The sequence below is a fragment of the Pseudomonas tumuqii genome (assembly GCF_013184545.1).
Lineage (GTDB): Bacteria > Pseudomonadota > Gammaproteobacteria > Pseudomonadales > Pseudomonadaceae > Aquipseudomonas > Aquipseudomonas tumuqii.
Map to the genome: position 1 here is coordinate 79,019 of NZ_JAAOJA010000013.1, position 20,296 is coordinate 99,314.

Here is a 20,296-nt window from a genome sequence, read left to right on the forward strand (position 1 = left end):
CTTGGGCCTTATTCGCTATCGAGGTGCAGCTGCGTGGCCACCCGTCCGTCCGCCTGGGCCTGGCCGAGGCCGACATCCAGCAGGTAGATGCGTTCGTCAGCCAGAGCGCCACGCTCGACCAGATAATCCTTGATGCTGGAGGCGCGGGCCTGGGCCAGTTGGCGTTGCAGCAACTGGCTCTTGCCCCAGTAGTGCAAGACCGCGTCGCGTAGATTGGCGGCGCGCTGTTCTTCGTCCAATTCTGTCCATTCGGCGGGCGGCTGCTGTTTCAGGCGGGCGCGGTAGATGCCTTCGAGCAGCGGGCCTTGCTCATCTTGCGGAACCTCGAGTTGCTTGACCTCGGCGGGCACCGCATCGCCGCGACGCTGGAGGATCTTGTAGTAGGTATTCTGGTACTCGCGCTGCAGACGTTGTTCGGCCAGGAGTGGGCCGTCACTGCTTTGCGCGCTGATGCCTTCGACTTCCAGGCGTAGCGCCGGGCGTTCCTTGAGGGCGCTGGCGAGCAGGTCCAGGGCCGCTTGGGCGCTGCTGTCGAGTTCGCTGCTGCCCGGATTGAAGTGCACCGTACTCAGGTCTATCTCCGCGCCGCCGCTGACCAGCCCGCCGATAAATTTGAACGGCGCTTGGGCCGCGCGCAGGATCAGGTTGCGCAGGGTTTGCCAGACAATTGGCATCACACTGAATTCGGGGTTGTTGAGGTCGCCCTGCACCGGCAGGCTCAGGGCGATCTTGCCCTCGGTATCCTTGAGCAGGGCGACGGCCAGGCGAATCGGCAAGTCGACCGCGCTGGGGCTGTCGACTTTTTCACCGAGTTGCAATTGTTCGACCACCACGCTGTTCTCGGCATTCAGCTTGCCCTGGCTGATGCGGTAATGCAGGTCCAGATTGAGCCGGCCCTTGCGGATGCGGTAGCCGGCGAACTTGCCGGAGTAGGGCGTCAGGGTGGTCAGTTCGACCTGTTTGAACTGGGTGATGATATCCAGGCTATCCAGCGGGTCGAAGGGGTTGAGGCTGCCCTTGATGCTGACCGGCGCATAGCGGTCGACCTTGCCGGCGATATCCACGCTGGCCGGTTTCTGCGCGCGGCTGTCGAGGCTGCCGATGCGGCCGTTGAGTTGCTGGATGGCCGTGGCGAAGTTGGGGGTCAGGCTGAAATCGGCGAAGTTGGCCGAACCGTCGGTGAGGGTCACCTCGCCGATATGGATGCCCAGCGGCGGGGTGGCCGGCTCGGTGGCTGGCGTGCTGGCGGCGGGCGCCGGGTCGCCGGGCTGGGCGATCAGCAGGTCGCTGACGTTGGTGGTCAGGTCTTCGTTGATGATGAAGCGGGCATAAGGCTGGTTCAGTTGCACCTTGTCGATGCTCAGGCTATCGCCGTGGCGGTAGTTGAGGCCGAGCAGGTCGAGTTGCTGCCAGCGCACGAAGTCGCGTTCCTTGAGGGTGTCGAGGGTATGCAGCTGGTTGACCTGGGCCTTGCCGGTGACGCTGAAGGCCAGCGGTTCGGTGGCATCCAGGGAGACGTCCAGCTCGCTGTCGAGCAGGCCGCTGCGCAGTTCGATACGTACCAGGGGGCTGAGATAGGCCTGGGCCACGCGCAGGTCGATTGCGCGGCTGGTGACTTTCAGGCTGGCCGTGGTCGGGTTCAGTTGCGCCTGTCCCTCGGCTTGCAGGTTGCCCTGTTTGCCCAGGCCGGTGTCGAGTCTGAGGGTGAAGGGCGAGGTGCCCAGGCTGTCGAAATTCTGCAGGTCGAGGTCGAGCGGACCCAGCTCGAGGGCGACATCCTGCTCCGGTACACGGTCGGCCAGGTGCACCTGATAGTCGCGTAGCTGCACATCGCGCAGCAGAACTTGCCAGGGTTTGTCCGGCGCTGCCTCGGTCTGCGTCTTGCTTTCCTGCTGCGCGCTGCTGGCTGTCGAGGTGGCGAACAGTTTTTGCCAGTCCAGCTGGCCATCGGCTTCGCGGGCGGCCCAGGTTTCCAGTTGTTGGCTGCGGATCTTGCCGACCACTACCTGTTGCTTGAGCAGATCCAGGCTGGTGTCGCTGATTTCCAGGTTGGCCAGTTTGACCAGTGGCCGGCCGTCCGGCGCGTTGATGGCGAAGGGGGCGACCTTGATCCGGGTGTTGTGCAGCAGCAACTGCGTGCTATTGGCCAGGTTCAGGCTGTAGTCGGTGGCCAGGTCGATCACGCCTTCCTCGAGTACCAGGGGCACGGCATCGCGCACATAGGGCCAGAAGGCTTTCAGTTTGCCGTCGCTGATTTTCAAACTGCCGCTGGAGCTGATCGGCACCAGGCTGACCTGCCCGCTCCAGTCGATCCGTCCGCCACTGGGGCCCGTGGCGACCAGGGTCATCTCGGCACTGTCGTCGGGCAGGGTGCTGAGGTTGTGCAGCTCGAAGCTGAGGTCGTCGTAGACAAAGTCGATGGGTTCGCTCGGGCGCAGGTCCTCGAAGTGCAGGTTGCCGCCGGCCAGTTTGATGTAGGCGATGCGCAGCGGGAAAGGCTCGCTGGGCGGCTCCTCGGTGACCGGCTCGGCACTGGCTGGCAGCTTGAACAGTTGGCTCAGATTGAGCGTTCCGTCCTTGGCGAACAGCAACTGGGTCCGTGGATTATCCAGCTCGACCACGCTCAGGTGCAGAATGCCGCGCCACAGGCTGTCGAGTTGCAGGTTGGCATGCAGGCGCTCGAAGGCCACGTGTTCCTGGCCAGGCGCGCCGATGTGCAAGCCCCAGAGGCTGGCTTCCAGGCTGAAGGGGTTGAGTTGCAAGCGCTCCAGTCTGGCGGGCGCATTGCTGTATTGGGCGAGTTGCTGGTTGGCGATACGCAAACCGATGCCCGGCACAATCAGAAACCCGAGCAGGCTGTAGAGGGCAACGCCAATCAGCAGGGCGCCAGCGGCGCGCTTTATTCCTTTAAGCATAAAAACGTCATCTATCCCGACGAGAAATGCGTTGGAGTATGGCACGCGCGCACAGTTCCAGACGACGGGCGTGGCGTGTTTCCTGCGTAGGTTTGCCTTGGCCTAGAACTGCAGGATCAGGGTCTTCAGTGGTGGCTGGCCGTCCAGTGAGGGGAAGTCCGGCGCTGGCGGGAGTACCTGGCACTCGCGCACCGGACGACCCAGCTTTTCCGCGCAGCGCAGCACCTGCGCGCGCCAGTCGCCGAGGGCGACCTTCGCCAGGTTGTTGCAGCAGATCAGCACGCCGTCTGCGGCGGTGGCGAGAATCGCCGGTTTGAGCAGGCTCTGGTAGTCGCGCAGCAGGTCGACGGTGCCGAAGGCACTCTTGGCCCAGGCTGGCGGGTCGAGCAGTACCCGATCGAACTGGCGCTGTTGCAGGCGCGGGTACTCCGGCAGCTTGTGCCCGCGCCGTGCACTGATCGGTAGCCCGGCCAGTTGGCGAATCGCCGGAAAATAATCCGACTGGATGAATTGCATGGGCGCCAGTTCAGGGTTGAGTGCGGCGTTTTCGCGCCCGACCGCCAGGTTGCCTTCGGCAAAATCCAGGTTGATCACTTCGCTGGCACCGCCGGCTGCCGCGCTGAGGCCGACGCCGCAGGTGTAGGCGAACAGGTTGAGCACGGACTTGCCGGCGCTGTGGGCCTTGATCCAGCCGCGGGCGTTGCGCAGGTCGAGGAACAGCAGCGGATCCTGGCCGGCATGGCGAGCGCGCACGCGATAGTTGAGTCCCCACTCGTGGCCGAGCAGATCCGCCAGGGCCGCAGGCTCGGCCTGGTAGACCGGATCACTGCGATCGATCCGCGAGTTGCCCTGGGAGCGGTCGTTGTAGACCAGCAACAGCGGCGTATCGAGGGCCTGGTTGCATTGCTCGGCCAGTTGCAGCAGCTGGTCATGACTGAGGCGCTGATGAAAGCTTTGCACCAACAGCTGCGGGCCGTAGCGGTCGATGGTCAGGCCGCCGGCGCCTTCCTGGCTGCCGTGGAACAACCGGTAGCAGTCGGTGCCTTGCCGGTGCAGTTCGGCGAGCAGGTCTTGGCGGTTATTCAGTGCGGCGCGCAGCGCCAGGTCGAGAGAGAGCATGCGCGGCGACTCGGAAAAGAGGGACGTGCAGTTTATCAAGATTCGTCTGCAGGGACGCGAGGCCGGCAAAAACAGCAAGGGCACCTCAAGGTGCCCTTCAATTTGCGAGTGTCGTTCAGTCAGGCAACGCGATTGATACCAGTGCGCTCAGAGCCGTCGGCTGCAATGCGATTGATGCCAGTGCGGTCTGCACCGTCGGCTGCGACGCGATTTCCGCCAGTGCGGTCCGCGCCATCTTCGGCTACGCGGTTGATGCTGGTCCGGTCGAAACCGTCAGCCGCGATGCGGTTGCTCAGGGTGCGTTCGGCACCGTCTGCCGCGAAAACACTGCTGGTCAGGCTGGCGGCAAGCAGGGAAGCGATCAGGTACTTGTTCATGTGGGCGTCCTCGGGAGAGTGGGTAAGTGGCTACGGGGCCAATGTTGCGCCGCGGCCAGGCTCTTGAGAAACGCAGGTGGTCAATAGCAAACATTAGCGCTATCGATGCCCAGCAAATAAAAACGCCGGCACAGAGGCCGGCGCTTCAGTGGGGCGATAAGGCTTAACGTTCGATTGCCAGGGCCACGCCCTGACCACCGCCGATGCACAGGGTGGCCAGGCCCTTCCTGGCATCGCGCTTGATCATCTCGTGCAGCAGGGTCACCAGAATCCGGCAGCCGGAACCGCCAATCGGGTGGCCGATGGCGATGGCGCCACCGTTGACGTTGACCTTGCGGGCATCCCACCGCAGTTCCTTGCCGACGGCCAGGGCCTGAGCGGCGAAGGCTTCGTTGGCTTCGATCAGGTCCAGTTGCTCGATGCTCCAGCCGGCCTTGGCCAGGCAGCGCTGGGTGGCGGAGACCGGGCCGATGCCCATGATCGCCGGGTCGACGCCGGCATTGGCATAACCGGCGATGCGCGCCAGCACCGGCAGGCCGAGGGCCTGGGCTTTTGCCGCGCTCATCAACAGCACCGCGGCGGCGCCGTCGTTGAGGCTGGAGGCATTGCCGGCGGTGACGCTGCCGTCTTTCTTGAACGCCGGCTTGAGCTTGCCCAGCGACTCGGCGCTGGTGTCGGCGCGCGGTTGTTCGTCGGTGGCAAAGATCAGGGGTTCGCCCTTGCGCTGGGGAATCAGGATCGGGGTGATTTCGTCGGCGAAGCGCCCGGCTTCGATGGCGGCGCAGGCCTTGCGCTGCGATTCGGCGGCGAAGGCGTCCTGTTCCTCGCGGCTGATGGCGTACTTGTCCACCAGGTTCTCGGCGGTGATGCCCATGTGGTAGTCGTTGAAGGCGTCCCACAGGCCGTCGCTGATCATGGTATCGACCAGCTTGGCGTGGCCCATGCGCAGGCCGGTACGGGCGCCTGGCATCACGTAGGGCGCCAGGCTCATGTTCTCCATGCCGCCGGCGATGATCACCTCGGCATCGCCGCAGCGGATCGCCTGGGCGCCCAGGTGCAGGGCTTTCAACCCGGAGCCGCAGACCTTGTTCAGGGTCAGTGCCGGTACCGCATGGGGCAGGCCGGCGAGGATCGCCGCCTGGCGTGCCGGGTTCTGCCCGGAGCCTGCGGTCAGCACCTGGCCGAGGATCACTTCGTCGACCTCGGCGCCGTTCAGGCCGGTTTGTTCCAGCAGGCGGCGGATCACCGCGGCGCCCAGTTCGGGGGCGGGAATGTTCGCCAGTGAACCCTGGAAACTGCCGACAGCGGTGCGGGTGGCAGCGACGATGACGACTTCTTGCATGGTGGGCTTCCTCAAGAAAGTGGGGCGATGCGTTGCAGCAAGGGCGCTATGGTTGCACAGGGGCCTGGTCATGGGCCAGCGTGCGAGCCTGCCGGTCAGCTGCGGGCTCGAGGCGGCATCAAGCGGGCGGCAGGTCCAGGCGTTTCCGTGCGCGGTGGATGGCGCCGTTGCGCACGGCCCAGCGCAACACCGGGGCCAGGCTGTGTACGCCGGCGTGAATCAGTCGGCTGCGCAGCGGGCCGATGGGCTGTTCGAGCATGCTCTGCGCCCAGGCCGGCAGCAGGTCGATCCCGGCCTGGGTCAGCAGTTTGGCCACCGGCACGGCGAGTAGGCTGGGCGCCGGGGCAGTGCGCAGGATGCGCAGAATCTCCAGGGAGCGTTGTTCGCACAGCAACTGCGGGCGGACGGCGTTCAGGTAGGCGGCGATTTCGCTGCGCGAGCGCGGCACCTGGCGGGCACCGAGGCGCTCGGCCACCAGGGCGATCTCGGCATAGTAGCGATCCTGATCGGCAGCGCTCAGTCGCGGGTTGCGGTAGCGCAGATGGGCCTGGAGAAAGCTGTGCACCTCGGCCACATGCACCCAGGTCAGCAGTGCCGGATCGCTGGCCGCATAGGGGCGGCCGTCCGGCGCCGTGCCGGTCACCTGCAGGTGGATGCGTTTGACCTTGTCGATCAGCCAGTCGGCATCGGCGCGGGCGCCGAAGGTGGTGCCGGAGATGAACTGGCCGGTGCGGCGCAGGCGGCCGAGCAGGTCGTTGCGGAAATTCGAGTGATCCCAGACTCCGGCCAGCGCCAGCGGGTGCAAGGCCTGCAGCAGCAGGGCGCTGATGCCGCCGATCAGCATGCTGGTGAAGTCGCCATGCACCTGCCAGCTCACCGAGTCGGGGCCGAACAGGCCGGGGTCGCCCTTGGGGTTTTCGAAGTCGATCTGGCCGAGGGCGATGCCGCTGAGGCTGAATACCTGGGTTTCGATGTGGCGGCGGAGGAATTCCATGGGGAACTACGGCTCGGGTGAAGGGTTGTAGGAGCCAGGGGGACGCCTAGTTATTGCTGGCGATCAGGTGCGGATCGCCAGCAAGCTGGCTCCTACATGGACGTCGCGTTATTGGTTCAGCCGCTGCTCGATCAGGCTGTCGACCACGCTCGGGTCGGCCAGGGTCGAGGTGTCGCCGAGGCTGTCCAGTTCGTTGCAGGCGATCTTGCGCAGAATGCGCCGCATGATCTTGCCCGAGCGGGTTTTCGGCAGGCCGGGGGCCCATTGCAGCAGTTCCGGCTTGGCGAAGCTGCCAATTTCCTGGCTGACCATCTCGAGCAGTTGTTTTTTCAGCTCGTCGCTGGGCTCCACGCCGTTCATCGGCGTGACGAAGGCGTAGATGCCCTGGCCCTTGATGTCGTGCGGGTAGCCGACCACCGCCGCTTCGGCGACCGCATCGTGCAGCACCAGGGCGCTTTCCACCTCGGCGGTGCCGATGCGGTGGCCGGAGACGTTGATCACGTCGTCGACCCGGCCAGTGATCCAGTAGTAGCCGTCCTCGTCGCGGCGCGCGCCGTCGCCGGTGAAGTAGTAGCCGGGGTAGGGCTTGAAGTAGGTGTCGACCATGCGCTGATGGTCGCCGTAGATGCTGCGGATCTGGCTTGGCCAGCTTGATTTGATGGCGAGCACGCCTGAGCCTGCGCCATCGATTTCATGGCCCTGTTCGTCCAGCAGCACCGGTTGCACGCCGAAGAACGGGCGGGTCGCCGAGCCCGGTTTGAGGTCGGTGGCGCCGGGTAGCGGGGTGATCAGGATGGCGCCGGTCTCGGTCTGCCACCAGGTGTCGACGATCGGGCAGCGCATCTCGCCGACCACGTGGTAGTACCACTCCCAGGCTTCCGGGTTGATCGGTTCGCCCACCGAGCCGAGCAGGCGCAGGCTGCTGCGTGACGTCTTCTCGACCGGACCCGTGCCTTCGCGCATCAGCGCGCGGATGGCGGTCGGTGCGGTGTAGAAGATGTTCACCTGGTGCTTGTCGATCACCTGCCAGAAGCGCGAGGCGTCCGGGTAGTTGGGCACGCCCTCGAACACCAGGCTGGTGGCGCCGTTGGCCAGCGGGCCGTAGACGATGTAGCTGTGGCCGGTGACCCAACCGATATCGGCGGTGCACCAGTAGATGTCGCCTTCGTGGTAGTCGAACACGTATTTGTGGGTCATGGCGGCCATCAGCAGATAGCCGCCGGTGCTGTGCAGCACGCCCTTGGGTTTGCCGGTGCTGCCCGAGGTGTAGAGGATGAACAGCGGGTCTTCGGCGTCCATCGGCTCCGGCGGGCAGTCGCTGGCGGCGGTTTGCAGCGCCTCGTGGTACCAGATGTCGCGGCCCGGCACCCAGTCGATCTGGCCCTTGCTGCGTTCGACCACCACCACCGTGGAAACGTCCGGGCAGCTTTGCAGCGCCTGGTCGACGTTCTTTTTCAATGGCACGTACTTGCCGCCGCGCACGCCTTGGTCGGCGGTGATCACGCTGCGGCAATCGGCGTCGAGGATGCGGTCGCGCAGGGCGTCGGGGGAGAAGCCGCCGAACACCACCGAATGTACCGCGCCGATGCGCGTGCAGGCGAGCATGGCGTAGGTCGCCTCCGGGATCATCGGCATGTAGATGCACACCCGATCGCCTTTGCCCACGCCGCGGCTCTTCAGCACATTGGCCAGGCGGCAGACGTGGTGGTGCAGCTGGTTGTAGGTGATGTGGGCGGATTCGGCGGGGTTGTCGCCTTCCCAGATCAGGGCGATCTGCTCGCCGCGCTGCTGCAGATGCCGGTCGATGCAGTTGTGGCTGACGTTCAGTTGACCGCCCTTGAACCAGCTGGCCTGGCCCTTTTTCAGGTTGCCGCTGTAGACCTTGTCCCAGGGCTTTGACCAGTCGAGAAAGGCCTTGGCCTGTTCGGCCCAGAAGGTTTCCGGTTGCTCGATGGATTGCCGATACAGGCGCTGGTAGTCGTCATCGTTCAGGTGCGCGCGTTGACGCATGGCCTCGGTGACGGGGTGGCGGGTGATCTCGAACATGGCGGATCCTTATTTTTGTCTGGCCGCGATGGGCATAAGGGTAGCACCCGAAACGCCGCCGGGTTCAAGCGCTGGCGCATGGCCTTGACCGCGCATCCACCGCCGGCGGCTTGCGCTCTGGTGGCTGCCGGTTGGCAGCAACGCAGCCGCAGAAAGCAACAACCCGGCCGGGGCCGGATTGCGGGTGGGCGCTGCTTCAGCCGCGATGGCGACCGCGGAAGAACTCGATCAGGCCTTGAGTCGAGCCGTCCTCGGCAGCGTTTTTCTCGTCGCCGACCATGCGCGAATAGACGCTCTTGCCCAGCTCCTTGCCCAGCTCAACTCCCCACTGATCGAAGGCGTTGATGCCCCAGATCGCGCTTTGGGCGAACACCTTGTGCTCGTACATCGCCACCAGGGAGCCCAGGCGGCGCGGGCTGATGCGTTCGAGTACCAGGGTGTTGCTCGGGCGGTTGCCGGGGATCACCTTGTGCGGCGCCAGGCGCTGCACTTCAGCCTCGCTCTGGCCCTGGGCGCGCAGTTCGGCCTCGGCCTCTTCGCGGGTCTTGCCGAGCATCAGCGCCTGGCTCTGCGACAGGCAGTTGGCGTACAGCCACTGATGGTGGTCAGCCACCGGGTTGTAGCTGACCACCGGGACGATGAAGTCCGCCGGGATCAGTTGGGTGCCCTGATGTAGCAGCTGGTGATAGGCATGCTGGCCGTTGCAGCCGACGCCGCCCCAGATTACCGGGCCGGTGGCACAGGCGACCGGCTGGCCATCCTGGCGCACGCTCTTGCCGTTGGACTCCATATCCAGTTGCTGCAGGTGCTTGGTGATATTGCGCAGGTAATGGTCGTACGGCAGGATCGCCTGGCTCTGCGCGCCCCAGAAGTTGCCGTACCAGATGCCCAGCAGGGCCAGCAGCACCGGCATGTTGCTTTCGAAGGGAGCGGTCAGGAAGTGCTGGTCCATGCTGTAGGCACCGGACAGCAGCTCCTTGAAGTTGGACATGCCGATCGACATGGCGATTGGCAGGCCGATGGCCGACCATAGCGAATAACGGCCGCCGACCCAGTCCCACATCGGGAACACGTTCTCTTCGTGGATGCCGAAGGCCACCGCCGCCGGGGTGTTGCTGGACACTGCAATAAAGTGTCGATACAGCTCGCTCTGGGAGCCTCCCTGGGCCAGGTACCAGCTGCGCGCGGCCTGGGCGTTTTTCAGGGTTTCCAGGGTGTTGAAAGATTTCGAGGAGACGATGAACAGGGTGGTCTCGGCACGCAGCTTGGCGGCCAGTTCGTGGAACGAGCTGCCATCGATATTGGCCAGGTAATGGCAGCGCACGCCGCGCTGGGCGAACGGCAGCAGGGCTTCGGAGACCAGCTGCGGGCCGAGGAAGGAGCCGCCGATGCCGATATTGACCACGTCGGTGATCGGCTTTTCCGTATAGCCGCGCCACAGGCCGTCGTGGACCCGCCCGACCAGTTCGGTCATCTGGTGCAGCACGCGCTGCACCTCGGGCATCACGTCGACACCATCGACCATGACCTGGTCGCCGATCGGCCGCCGCAAGGCAGTGTGCAGGGCCGGGCGGGCTTCCGAGGCATTGATCGGTTCACCGTCGAACTGCGCGCGAATGGCTTGCTCCAGGCCGCACTCCTTGGCCAGGCTGACCAGCAGGTCGCGGGTTTCGAGGGTGATCAGATTTTTCGAGTAGTCGAGAAATAGGCCGCAACTGCTCAATGAGAGGCGGTCGAAACGCTGCGCGTCCATGCTGAACGCCTCGCGCATGCTGAAACTCTGCAAGCTGGCGCGGTGTTCCTGGAGGGCTTTCCAGGTGGGCAGGGCCGTGACATCGAGGGGGTGCTGGTAGTACGCCATGTGAGGTGGCTTCCTTGTGCTTGAGCAGTCTTTGCTGAATCGCCGCCAGGACAACGAAAAGGCGGTGTACCTATTGCGGTGTACCTATTGGTTGTTGCCATGGCTGAACAGTCTGAATACGCCGTCTGTAGACGCTTCAGCCCATGCAACAGGTAACCGGGCATGGCCAAAAAACAGCCCAAAGCCCGATAAGAAAGGGTCTCAGTGTAACCGGCGTGAGCCTGGATTGGGCAAGCGCCCGCGCATTACCGCTGCGGCTCGCCGCTGGTTGGCTGCCCTTAGCGTCTGCCTCATCAGCTCCGCTGCCGGCTCACGCGGGCGTCGATCAAGTCGTGGCGTCGAGATCGAGCGTCAGGTTGTCGATCAGGCGGGTGCTGCCGAGAAAGGCCGCGGCCAGAATCACCAGCTGGCGATCCGTGGCGGTTGCCGGGCGCAGGCTGTTCGACTCGCGAATCTCCAGGTAGTCCGTGCGCAAGCCGGCGGCCAATTGCTGCTGGCGGGCCGCCTCGACCAGCTTGGCGAAGTCGTGCTCGCCGGCGCCAAGCGCAGTGGCGATCTGTTGCAGGCTGCGATACAGGGTGGGCGCGACGGCGCGTTGTTCTTCGTTGAGGTAGCCATTGCGCGAGGATAGCGCCAGGCCATCTTCGGCACGGATGGTCGGCTCGCCGATAATCTGGATCGGCATGTTCAGGTCACGCACCAGGGTGCGAATCACCGCCAGTTGCTGGAAGTCCTTCTGTCCGAAAACGGCCAGATCGGGTTGCACCAGGTTGAACAGCTTGGTCACCACGGTGGCGACACCGTCGAAATGGCCGGGACGACTGGCGCCGCACAGCCCCTCGGAGACACCTTGCACGCTGACCCGGGTCTGGCTGGCCATGCCGTTGGGGTACATCTCGTCCACCTCCGGATTGAACAGCAGGTGACAGCCGGCATTGAGGAGTTTCTCCTGGTCGGCGGCCAGGGTCCGCGGGTAGCTGCCCAGGTCTTCGCTGGGGCCGAACTGCAACGGATTGACGAAGATGCTGGCGACCACGAAATCGGCGCGCTGGACGGCTTTCTCGACCAGGGCAACATGCCCGGCGTGCAAGTTGCCCATGGTCGGGACGAAACCGATCTGTTTGCCTTCGGCGCGAGCCAGGGCAACGGCGGCACGCAGTTCGCGGATGGTTTTAACCGTGTTCATGCAGAGAATCCGTGTTCGGTTGCGGGGAAACTGCCGTCTTTGACGGCCTTGACGTAGGCGCTGAGGGCGTTCTGGATGCTGCTTTGCCCGGCCATGAAGTTCTTCACGAACTTGGGCATGCGCCCGCTCAGGGACAAGCCGAGCATGTCGTGCAGCACCAGCACCTGGCCGTCGGTGGCGCCGCCGGCGCCTATGCCGATGACGGGGATCTTCACTGCCTGGCTGATTTCCGCAGCCAGTTCGCTGGGGACGCACTCCAGCAGCAGCATGGCCGCGCCGGCTTGTTCCAGGGCCATGGCGTCGGCGCGCATCTGCCGCGCCTGGGCTTCCTGACGGCCCTGGACTTTGTAGCCACCGAGGATATTCACCGCTTGCGGGGTCAGGCCCAGGTGCGCGCAGACCGGTACGCCACGCTCGGCCAGCAGCCGGATCGGCTCGGCCAGCCAGGCCGCGCCCTCGAGCTTGACCATGTGCGCGCCGGCTTGCATCAGTGCCGCGCAGTTGTGCAGCGTCTGCTCGGTGGTGGCGTAGGCCATGAAGGGCAGGTCGACGAGGATCAGGGCACCCTGGTTGCCGCGTTTCACGCTCGCGGTGTGGTAGGCCATGTCGGTGACACTGACCGGCAAGGTGCTGTCGTGACCTTGCAACACCATGCCGAGGGAGTCGCCGACCAGCAGCACCTCGACCCCAGCCTGGCAGGCAGCCTGGGCGAAGGTGGCGTCGTAGCAGGTCAGCATGGCGATTTTCTCGCCGCTCTGCTTGAGGCTTTGCAGGGTGGTCAGGGTAATGTCAGGCATAACAATCGTCCTCACTCAGGCGTTCAGCAAGCAGTCAATCTGCTTCGAGTCGGGCTGCTTCAAAGTGGCCTGCATTGGCCTCGGTTTGCACCGGTGCGGGGCAACGGGACGCCTATAGTCCTGATGGGGGGGCTCGAAGTCAATTGCAGGTGTTACCGGTCTGTTACTGGCGTTACCGTCTGTGTGGGACCGCAATCGGTACAGCAACTGTGCTGCGCGCCACTGTCGGGCTGTGCCTGGCACCAGCGGCGAAGAAGTGGGATGCGTCATGCGCAGCTGCTGCCTGCCGCGAAAGGTGCTTGCAGCACGCCCTACTCGGGCAGACGTTCCAGGCCTTCGAAGGGGCAGGCGGCGAGCAGGTCGGTCAAGGCACGACCGTCGGGCAGGCGCAGGTCGGGAGCCAGTTCGGCCAGCGGATAGAGGACGAAGGCGCGGGCGTGCATGTGGTAGTGCGGCACACGCAGGCGCGGTTCGTCCAGCATCAGGTCGCCGAATAGCAGGATATCCAGATCCAGGGTGCGTGGCCCCCAGCGTTCGGCTTTGCGCTCGCGGCCCCGGTTCAGCTCGATGGCCTGCAGCGCGTCGAGCAGTTGTAGCGGCGTCAGCTCGCTTTCCAGCGCCGCCACGGCGTTGACATAGCGTGGCTGATCGGCCGGGCCGAGCGGGTCGCTGGCATAGAAGGAAGACCTGCCGAGCAACTGCGACTGTGGCAACGCGGCCAGCGCCGCGAGGGCGCCGTGCAGTTGGGCGAGCGGCTCGGCAAGGTTGCTGCCGAGGCCAAGATACACCCGCGGCATTATTCGCCGGCAGCAGGCTTGGCGGTGCCGTCGGCACCTGGCGCGCGCTTGCGCTTGCTGCCGCTGCGCCGCCGTTTGCGCGGTGCGCCGCTGGCGTCGTCCTGGCTGCTGAGGTCGCGGATCATGCCGCGCCTTTCACTGTCGCTGGCGTCCTGATAATCCGTCCACCATTCGCCGAGTCCACCGGTCTCTTCGCCGGCGCTTTCGCGCAACAGGAGGAAGTCGTAGCCGGCACGAAAGCGTGGGTTCTCCAGCAGCAGATCGGAACGCTTGCCGCTGCGCCGTGGCAGGCGCTCCTGCATGTCCCAGATCTCGCGGATCGGCATGGTGAAACGCTTGGGAATGGCAATCCGTTGACACTGTTCGCTGATCAGCTCGTGGGCCGCTTCCTGCATCGCCGGGATCGGCGGCATGCCACGCTCCTGCAGCTTGATCACCCGCGCCGGCAGGGCGGGCCAGAGCATGGCGGCGAAGAGGAAAGCCGGGGTTACGGTTTTCTTCTGCTGAATGCGCAGGTCGGTGTTGATCAGGGCGTTGCGGATCAGGCTGTCGGTGTAGTCCGGGTTGGCCTTGAGCGCCGCGGCGCTGGCCGGGAACAGTTCGCCGAACAAGCCGTAGTCGACCAGCAGTTCGTAGGTGAATTCGGCGTAACCGGCGAGGAACAGCTTGAGCACCTCTTCGAACAGGCGCGCCGACGGAATTTCCCGCAGCATCGGCGCCAGCTTGTAGATGGGCGCGGCGCTGTGTTTCTCGATATCGAAGTCCAGCTTGGCGGCGAAACGTACGGCCCGCAGCATGCGTACCGGGTCTTCCTGATAACGCTGGGTCGGGTCGCCGATCAGGCGGATCAGATGATTGCGAATGTCGTGCACGCCATTGGCGTAATCGAGAATGCGTTCGGTGCTCGGGTCGTAATACAGCGCGTTGATGGTGAAATCGCGGCGCTGGGCGTCGTCTTCCAGGCTGCCGTAGACGTTGTCGCGCAGGATGCGCCCGCTTTCGTTACGCGAAGACAGGTTGCTGTTCTCTTCCTCATCGCCCTCGGGGTGATTGGCGCGGAAGGTGGCGACTTCGATGATCTCGCGGCCGAAATGCACATGTACCAGCTTGAAGCGGCGGCCGATGACCCGGGCGTTACGAAACTCGGCACGCACCTGTTCCGGCGTGGCGCTGGTGGCAACGTCGAAATCCTTGGGGTCGATATCGAGCAGCAGGTCGCGCACGCAACCGCCGACCAGATATGCCTGGTAGCCGGCGTGTTGCAGGCGTTCGACCACGCTGGTGGCGTAACGGCTGATTTCCCCGCGATTGATCGGGTGCTGGCTACTGCTCAGCACTTCGGGAGTGCTGCGCGGGTGTTTGCCACGGCGCAGGGGCGAACGTAGAGACTTGAACAGCTTTTTCAGCATGGGATGCACTGTTTGACGAAATGACAGGCCAGGATAAACGCTGACCACTGGAATGGCGCGGATTCTAGCATTGAGTCGGGAGATGGTGTAGGAAGCAACGGGAGAGAGGGGTTTCGCGGAAGCTACTGGGGGAGCCGAAGCTCCCCCCCAAGTAGGTGCGTGCTTTGTTTTTATTATTATGGCGGGCTTGTTGTTTTTGTTGAGTTGCCCGTTCCATCGAGTCAGAGACTGTCTGAAAACCTCCCAAGCCAGGAGTTAATAGCAAACGGATTGCTTTGAATGCTGACGCTGCCATGATCGTGTTATGACCCAACCAGTACCGGATCTGCCTTGAGGCAGTTTTGTTGTTCTCTGTCTGGTTGTGGGGCAAGCCCCAAGGGCAATTCCTTTCCAAAAGAATCAGTTAGCTGCGCCTCCAGCGTGTTGTTTTTATTATGTTGGAGTCGTTACGTCTTGTTTTTATTATCTTGGGCAGTGCTTGTTATTGTTGTTGTCCAGTAGACATAGCATGAGCCGTGCCAGTTTTAGTGAATCCTTTTAAAACAATGACTTAGGATAATTTGCGAGTGGGCGTTGGCCATGAAAAAGCCATGCATTCGTTACCGTAAGCCCCGGACTTTGTTACGAAGTGTTGAATCGGTAACAGCGAGGGGAACCTTGTGCGCAGCAAATCGGTCACCGCGTTTTGGCCGGCAGAGCATCGCAAGCGCGCCGGTCATTGTCGCGCCGCCGCGACAGCCCGCCGGATCGGCAATCGACGGTGCGTTGTTGCGCCAAGCGATGCCCTACGGATCACGGATTACACCAGGTAATGGGTCGGAACGTAGGGCGCCTGGAAGCGGTCGCCGTTGGTAGGAGTTGTTTCGCGAGCGCTCGGGCTTGGCTCGCTAGCCGGTGGCCGCGCCGGTCTTGCGCCGTGGAATACCCAGGCGCTGGCGGCGTTCCCACAGGCATTTGCGGCTGATGCCGAGTTTGCGCGCCAGTTCGGTTTCGGTCATGTGATCCTGGTGTTCGAGGACGAAGTGCTGGAAGTAGTCTTCCAGTGAAAGATCCTCGGTCGGTTCGTGGCTGGTGCTGCTGGCTTGTGCCGACAGGCCGGGGAAGTCGTCGTCATCCAGGTCGTCCAGCTCGATGTCGATGCCCAGCAGCTCGGCCGAGATAGCCGTGCTTTCGCAGAGGATGACTGCGCGCTCGATGGCGTTCTCCAGTTCGCGCACGTTGCCCGGCCAGGCGTAATGACGGATGGCCTGTTCGGCATCCGGGGCGAAATGCAGGTCGTCGCGGCCCATGCGCGTGCATTGGCGCTTGAGGAAGGCGTGGGCGATCTCGCTGACGTCGCTGCCACGCTCGCGCAGTGCCGGCAATTTCAGGGCGATGACGTGCAGGCGGTAGTAAAGGTCTTCGCGGAATTGGCCGACCTTGGCCAGGCTTTTGAGGTCGCGGTGGGTCGCCGCGATCAGGCGCACATCGACTTTTTGCGACTGCACCGAACCGACCCGGCGAATTTCGCCTTCCTGCAGCACGCGCAGCAAGCGGGCCTGGGCCTCCAGCGGCAGCTCACCGATCTCATCGAGGAACAGGGTGCCGCCATCGGCCGCTTCGACCAGGCCGGCGCGGCCGGCGCTGGCACCGGTGAAGGCGCCTTTCTCGTGGCCGAACAGTTCGGACTCGATCAGGCTTTCCGGGATGGCCGCGCAGTTCACTGAAATCAGCGGTGCCTTGGCGCGCTTGGACAGGTTGTGCAGGGCGCGCGCGACCAGTTCCTTGCCGGTGCCGGACTCGCCCTGGATCAGGACGTTGGAGTCGGTCGGCGCGACTTTGCGGATCTTGCTGTACAGCTCCAGCATGGACGGGCAGGAGCCGATGATGCCGATCTCGCCATTGCTGTTGTCGACGACTTTTTCGCTGCTGCGGCCAGTGGCGCCGGGGACTGCAGCAGACGTCTGCCTGGCCTCCTGGCGATCGCGCAGGATGCGCGCCACGGCCTGCAGCATCTCGTCATGGTCGAAGGGTTTGGCGATGTAGTCGACCGCGCCCATCTTCATCGAGTCAACGGCGGAACGCAGACTGGCGTAGCTGGTCATGATCAGCACCGGCTTGCCCTGGGAGAGTTTGATCAACTCGGTGCCCGGTGCGCCGGGCAGACGCAGGTCGCTGACGATCAGGTCGAAGCCGGGAATGCTGAAGCGTTCTTGCGCTTCTTGTACCGAGCCGGCTTCGCTGACCTGGTACTGGTTGCGCTCGAGCAGGCGGCGCAAGGCAGAGCGGATAATGGTTTCGTCTTCGACGATCAAAATATGGGGCATTAATTCGGTCTCTCGACGGTCTCAGGTCGCTGGTTCAATTCGCTTTGGACGTCGCTTCGACATGCCGCGGCAGCGTCACCCGGATACGGGTGCCGCGTTGGTGCTCGGGGTCAACCGGGCTGTCGATTATTATTTGTCCATAATGCTCTTCCACGATGGAATAGACCAGCGCGAGGCCGAGCCCGGTGCCTTTGCCTGGGTCTTTGGTGGTGAAGAAAGGTTCGAACAGACGGTCGATGATCGCCTTGGGAATGCCACTGCCTTCATCTTCCACGATCAGGTCGACGGTGTGTTCCGAGGCTTCGGTTCTGACGCGGATCGCGGCGCCGGGTGGCGAGGCATCCCGGGCGTTGGACAGCAGGTTGATCAGCACCTGGGCGAGCCGTTGCGGGTCGCCATCAACCCAGTGATCGGGGTCGCACAGATTGAAGAATTCCACTTCGACGCTGCGCCGGTTGAGTGACAGCAGACCGATGGCTTCCTGCGTTACCTGGGCCAGGCACACCGGTTCGTCGGCCTGTTGATGGCCGCCCGAATGGGCGAAGCTCATCAACGACTGGAGGATGCGCGAGACCCGCTTGGTCTGCTCGAGGATCTGCTCGCTGATCTCGGTCAGCTCACCGTCGTCTTCGCGCTCCTCGCGCAGATTCTGCGCCAGGCAGGCGATGCCGGTGATCGGGTTGCCGATCTCGTGGGCCACCCCGGCGGCCAGGCGGCCGATGCTGGCCAGGCGCTCGGAGTGCACCAGCTTGTCTTCCAGGTACTGGGTTTCGGTGAGGTCTTCGACCAGCAGCACCAGGCCGCTGTTGCCCGGTGCCAGCGGCTCGTCGATGGCCGCCTTGTGCAGGTTGAGCCAGCGGATCTGGCCGTCCAGGGCCAGGCGCTGCTTGTGCAGGTGCTCGTCGGGCAGCTCGATGAAATGTTGCAGCAGGCCACGCCAGGGTTCGCTGAGCGTCGACAGGCGTGAGCCGACGATGCGCTGCGCGGGAATCTCGGTGAGCTCCTCCATGGCCTTGTTCCACATCAGGATTTCCTGATCCTTGGCCAGCGAGCAGACACCCATCGGCAGCTCCTGCAGGGTTTGCCGGTGGTAGCGGCGCAGCGTATCGAGTTCCGCGGCCAGGCCGGTGAGGCGCGAGTGGTAATCCTCCAGGCGGCTCTCGATGAAGTGGATGTCCTCGCTGACGAAGGTTTCGCTGCCAGATTTATAGGGCAGAAAGGTCTCGGCTATGTCCTGGGCCACGCTTGGCCCCATCAAGCCGGAGAGGTTGGCCTCGAGGCGGTCGCGCAGGCGGCGCAGGGCATAGGGGCGGCTTTCGTCGAAGGGCAGGTGCAGGTCACGCAGGGCCTGCTCGACCTCGCGCTGGGCGGTCTTGGCGCCGAGCGGTTTGGCCAGCTGGGTGGCGAACTCCTGTGGCGATTGGGCCAGCAGTTCGCGCCGTTGCGGGCGCCGCACGTTATCCACGGCGCAGGCTTCGGCGGCACTCTTCTCCTCGGGGCTGGCCTCGGTGAACAGCGAGACCAGGGTGAACACCAGCACGTTGGCCGCCAGCGAGGCGATGGCCGCCAGGTGCCAGCTGCTGTCGTCCAGCACATAGATCAGGTTGAATGCGGGGATGTAGAAGCCTTGCAGGTTGCCCAGCATCGGCAGCAGCATGCCCACGGTCCAGACGCCGATGCCTGCCAGCAAGCCGGCGATATAACCGCGGCGGTTGGCTGTCGGCCAGTACAGCACCGAGAGCACGCCGGGGAGAAACTGCAGGGTGGCGACGAAGGCGACGATGCCCAGGTTGGCCAGATTATGCTGAGCCCCCAGCAGCAGATAGAAGCCGTAGCCGGCCATGATGATGGCGAAGATCAGCGCGCGCCGGGTCCACTTCAGCCAGCGGTAGATATTGCCTTCGGTGGGGGGCTGATAGAGCGGCAACACCACATGGTTGAGCACCATGCCGGACAGCGCCAGGGTGGTGACGATGATCAGGCCGCTGGACGCCGACAGGCCGCCGACATAGGCGATCAGCGCCAGGGTCTGGCTGTTGACCGCGATGCCCAGGCCGAGGGTGAAGTATTCCGGGTTGGTGGTGACGCCCAGCTTGAGGCCCGCCCAGAGAATCAAGGGCACCGCCAGGCTCATCAACAGCAGGAACAGCGGCAGGCCCCAACTGGCGCTGACCATCGCCCGCGGGTTGAGATTTTCGGTAAAGGTCATGTGGTACATGTGCGGCATGACGATGGCCGACGCGAAGAACACCAGCAGCAAGGTGCGCCAGGGGCCTTCCTGTAGCGGCGTATGCAGGCTGGCCAGGGCGGCCTGGTTCTGCACCAGCCAGTGCTCCAGGTCCTGCGGCCCATCGAACACGCCATACAGCGCATAGATGCCGATGATGCCGACGGCGGTCAGCTTGACCACCGACTCGAAGGCGATGGCGAACACCAGACCTTCGTGTTTCTCGCGGGTGGCGATATGGCGGGCGCCGAACAGGATGGTGAACAGGATGATCAGCCCGCAGTAGGCCAAAGCCACCCGTTCCTTCACCGGCTCGCGGGTGAGAATGCCGATGGAGTCGGCCACTGCCTGGAACTGCAGGGCCAGCAAGGGCAGCACGCCGATCAGCATGAACACGGTGGTCAGGGCGCCAGCCCAGGTGCTGCGGAAGCGGAAGGCGAACAGGTCGGCCAGCGACGACAGCTGGTAGGTGCGGGTGATGCGCAGGATCGGATAGAGCAGCACCGGCGCCAGCAGAAAGGCCCCGGACACCCCGAGGTAGCTGGCGAGAAAACCGTAGCCGTACTGATAGGCCAGACCCACCGTGCCATAGAAGGCCCAGGCGCTGGCATACACGCCGAGCGACAGGGTGTAGGTCAGCGGGTGGCGGATGATCGCGCGCGGGATCAGGCCGTGTTCGCTGGCCCAGGCGACGCCGAACAGCACCAGCAGGTAGGCGGCGCTGATCAGGATCAGCTGGCTAAGGCTAAAGCTCGTCAGCATCACGTTGACTCTGCGAATAAAAGATGAAGGGAGATCACTGGGTTTCGCCGGTGCGGATCAGAGTTCATCGGCATCACGCTGACTCTGCAGAATGATAAGGGGCGGTCACCCGGTTTCGCCGCCATGCCTCAGAGTTCATCGGCATCGCGCTGGCTCTG

At 64.1% G+C, this 20,296-nt stretch carries 13 protein-coding genes; all 13 read right to left on the minus strand.

The features are described 5' to 3' along the window. Positions 1-8 precede the first annotated feature (8 nt). The 13 genes from G9C89_RS20720 to G9C89_RS20780 all read right to left on the minus strand — a co-directional run bounded on the left by G9C89_RS20720 (position 9) and on the right by G9C89_RS20780 (position 20,138). Positions 9-2,915: a DUF748 domain-containing protein gene (locus tag G9C89_RS20720; RefSeq protein WP_172151731.1), complete on the minus strand. Its 2,907-nt coding sequence runs from the start codon at positions 2,913-2,915 to the stop codon at positions 9-11. Positions 2,916-3,017: 102 nt separating this feature from the next. After that, the gene (locus tag G9C89_RS20725) at positions 3,018-4,034 is read right to left on the minus strand and encodes a class I SAM-dependent rRNA methyltransferase (protein WP_172151733.1); all 1,017 of its coding nucleotides are present in this window, start codon (positions 4,032-4,034) and stop codon (positions 3,018-3,020) included. A gap of 119 nt (positions 4,035-4,153) precedes the next feature. Further along, positions 4,154-4,411, minus strand: coding sequence for a hypothetical protein (locus tag G9C89_RS20730; protein WP_172151735.1), 258 nt, complete (start codon positions 4,409-4,411; stop codon positions 4,154-4,156). Between the two features lie 163 nt (positions 4,412-4,574). Next, positions 4,575-5,753: an acetyl-CoA C-acetyltransferase gene (locus G9C89_RS20735; protein WP_172151737.1), complete on the minus strand. Its 1,179-nt coding sequence runs from the start codon at positions 5,751-5,753 to the stop codon at positions 4,575-4,577. Positions 5,754-5,871: 118 nt separating this feature from the next. Beyond that, complete coding sequence (locus G9C89_RS20740) at positions 5,872-6,747, minus strand: oxygenase MpaB family protein (RefSeq protein ID WP_172151739.1); 876 nt, start codon at positions 6,745-6,747, stop codon at positions 5,872-5,874. Positions 6,748-6,855: 108 nt separating this feature from the next. Then, on the minus strand, positions 6,856-8,793 hold the full coding sequence (acs, locus tag G9C89_RS20745) for an acetate--CoA ligase (RefSeq protein WP_172151741.1): 1,938 nt from the start codon (positions 8,791-8,793) through the stop codon (positions 6,856-6,858). 196 nt (positions 8,794-8,989) lie between these two features. Next, positions 8,990-10,654: a glucose-6-phosphate isomerase gene (gene pgi, locus G9C89_RS20750; RefSeq protein ID WP_172151743.1), complete on the minus strand. Its 1,665-nt coding sequence runs from the start codon at positions 10,652-10,654 to the stop codon at positions 8,990-8,992. A 325-nt stretch (positions 10,655-10,979) separates the two neighbouring features. Further along, a complete protein-coding gene (gene panC / locus G9C89_RS20755; protein WP_172151745.1) occupies positions 10,980-11,840 on the minus strand; it encodes a pantoate--beta-alanine ligase in 861 nt (286 codons plus the stop codon). Beyond that, positions 11,837-12,637, minus strand: coding sequence for a 3-methyl-2-oxobutanoate hydroxymethyltransferase (gene panB, locus G9C89_RS20760; RefSeq protein ID WP_172151747.1), 801 nt, complete (start codon positions 12,635-12,637; stop codon positions 11,837-11,839). Before panB ends, panC begins: the two co-directional genes overlap by 4 nt. A 311-nt stretch (positions 12,638-12,948) precedes the next feature. Continuing rightward, a complete protein-coding gene (gene folK, locus G9C89_RS20765; protein ID WP_172151749.1) occupies positions 12,949-13,434 on the minus strand; it encodes a 2-amino-4-hydroxy-6-hydroxymethyldihydropteridine diphosphokinase in 486 nt (161 codons plus the stop codon). Beyond that, complete coding sequence (locus G9C89_RS20770) at positions 13,434-14,843, minus strand: polynucleotide adenylyltransferase PcnB (RefSeq protein ID WP_172151751.1); 1,410 nt, start codon at positions 14,841-14,843, stop codon at positions 13,434-13,436. The genes folK and G9C89_RS20770 overlap by 1 nt, the downstream gene beginning before the upstream one ends. Before the next feature lie 887 nt (positions 14,844-15,730). Next, positions 15,731-17,149: a sigma-54-dependent transcriptional regulator gene (locus tag G9C89_RS20775; protein ID WP_172151753.1), complete on the minus strand. Its 1,419-nt coding sequence runs from the start codon at positions 17,147-17,149 to the stop codon at positions 15,731-15,733. Between the two features lie 34 nt (positions 17,150-17,183). Beyond that, positions 17,184-20,138: a sensor histidine kinase gene (locus G9C89_RS20780; protein WP_172151755.1), complete on the minus strand. Its 2,955-nt coding sequence runs from the start codon at positions 20,136-20,138 to the stop codon at positions 17,184-17,186. Positions 20,139-20,296: the final 158 nt, after the last annotated feature.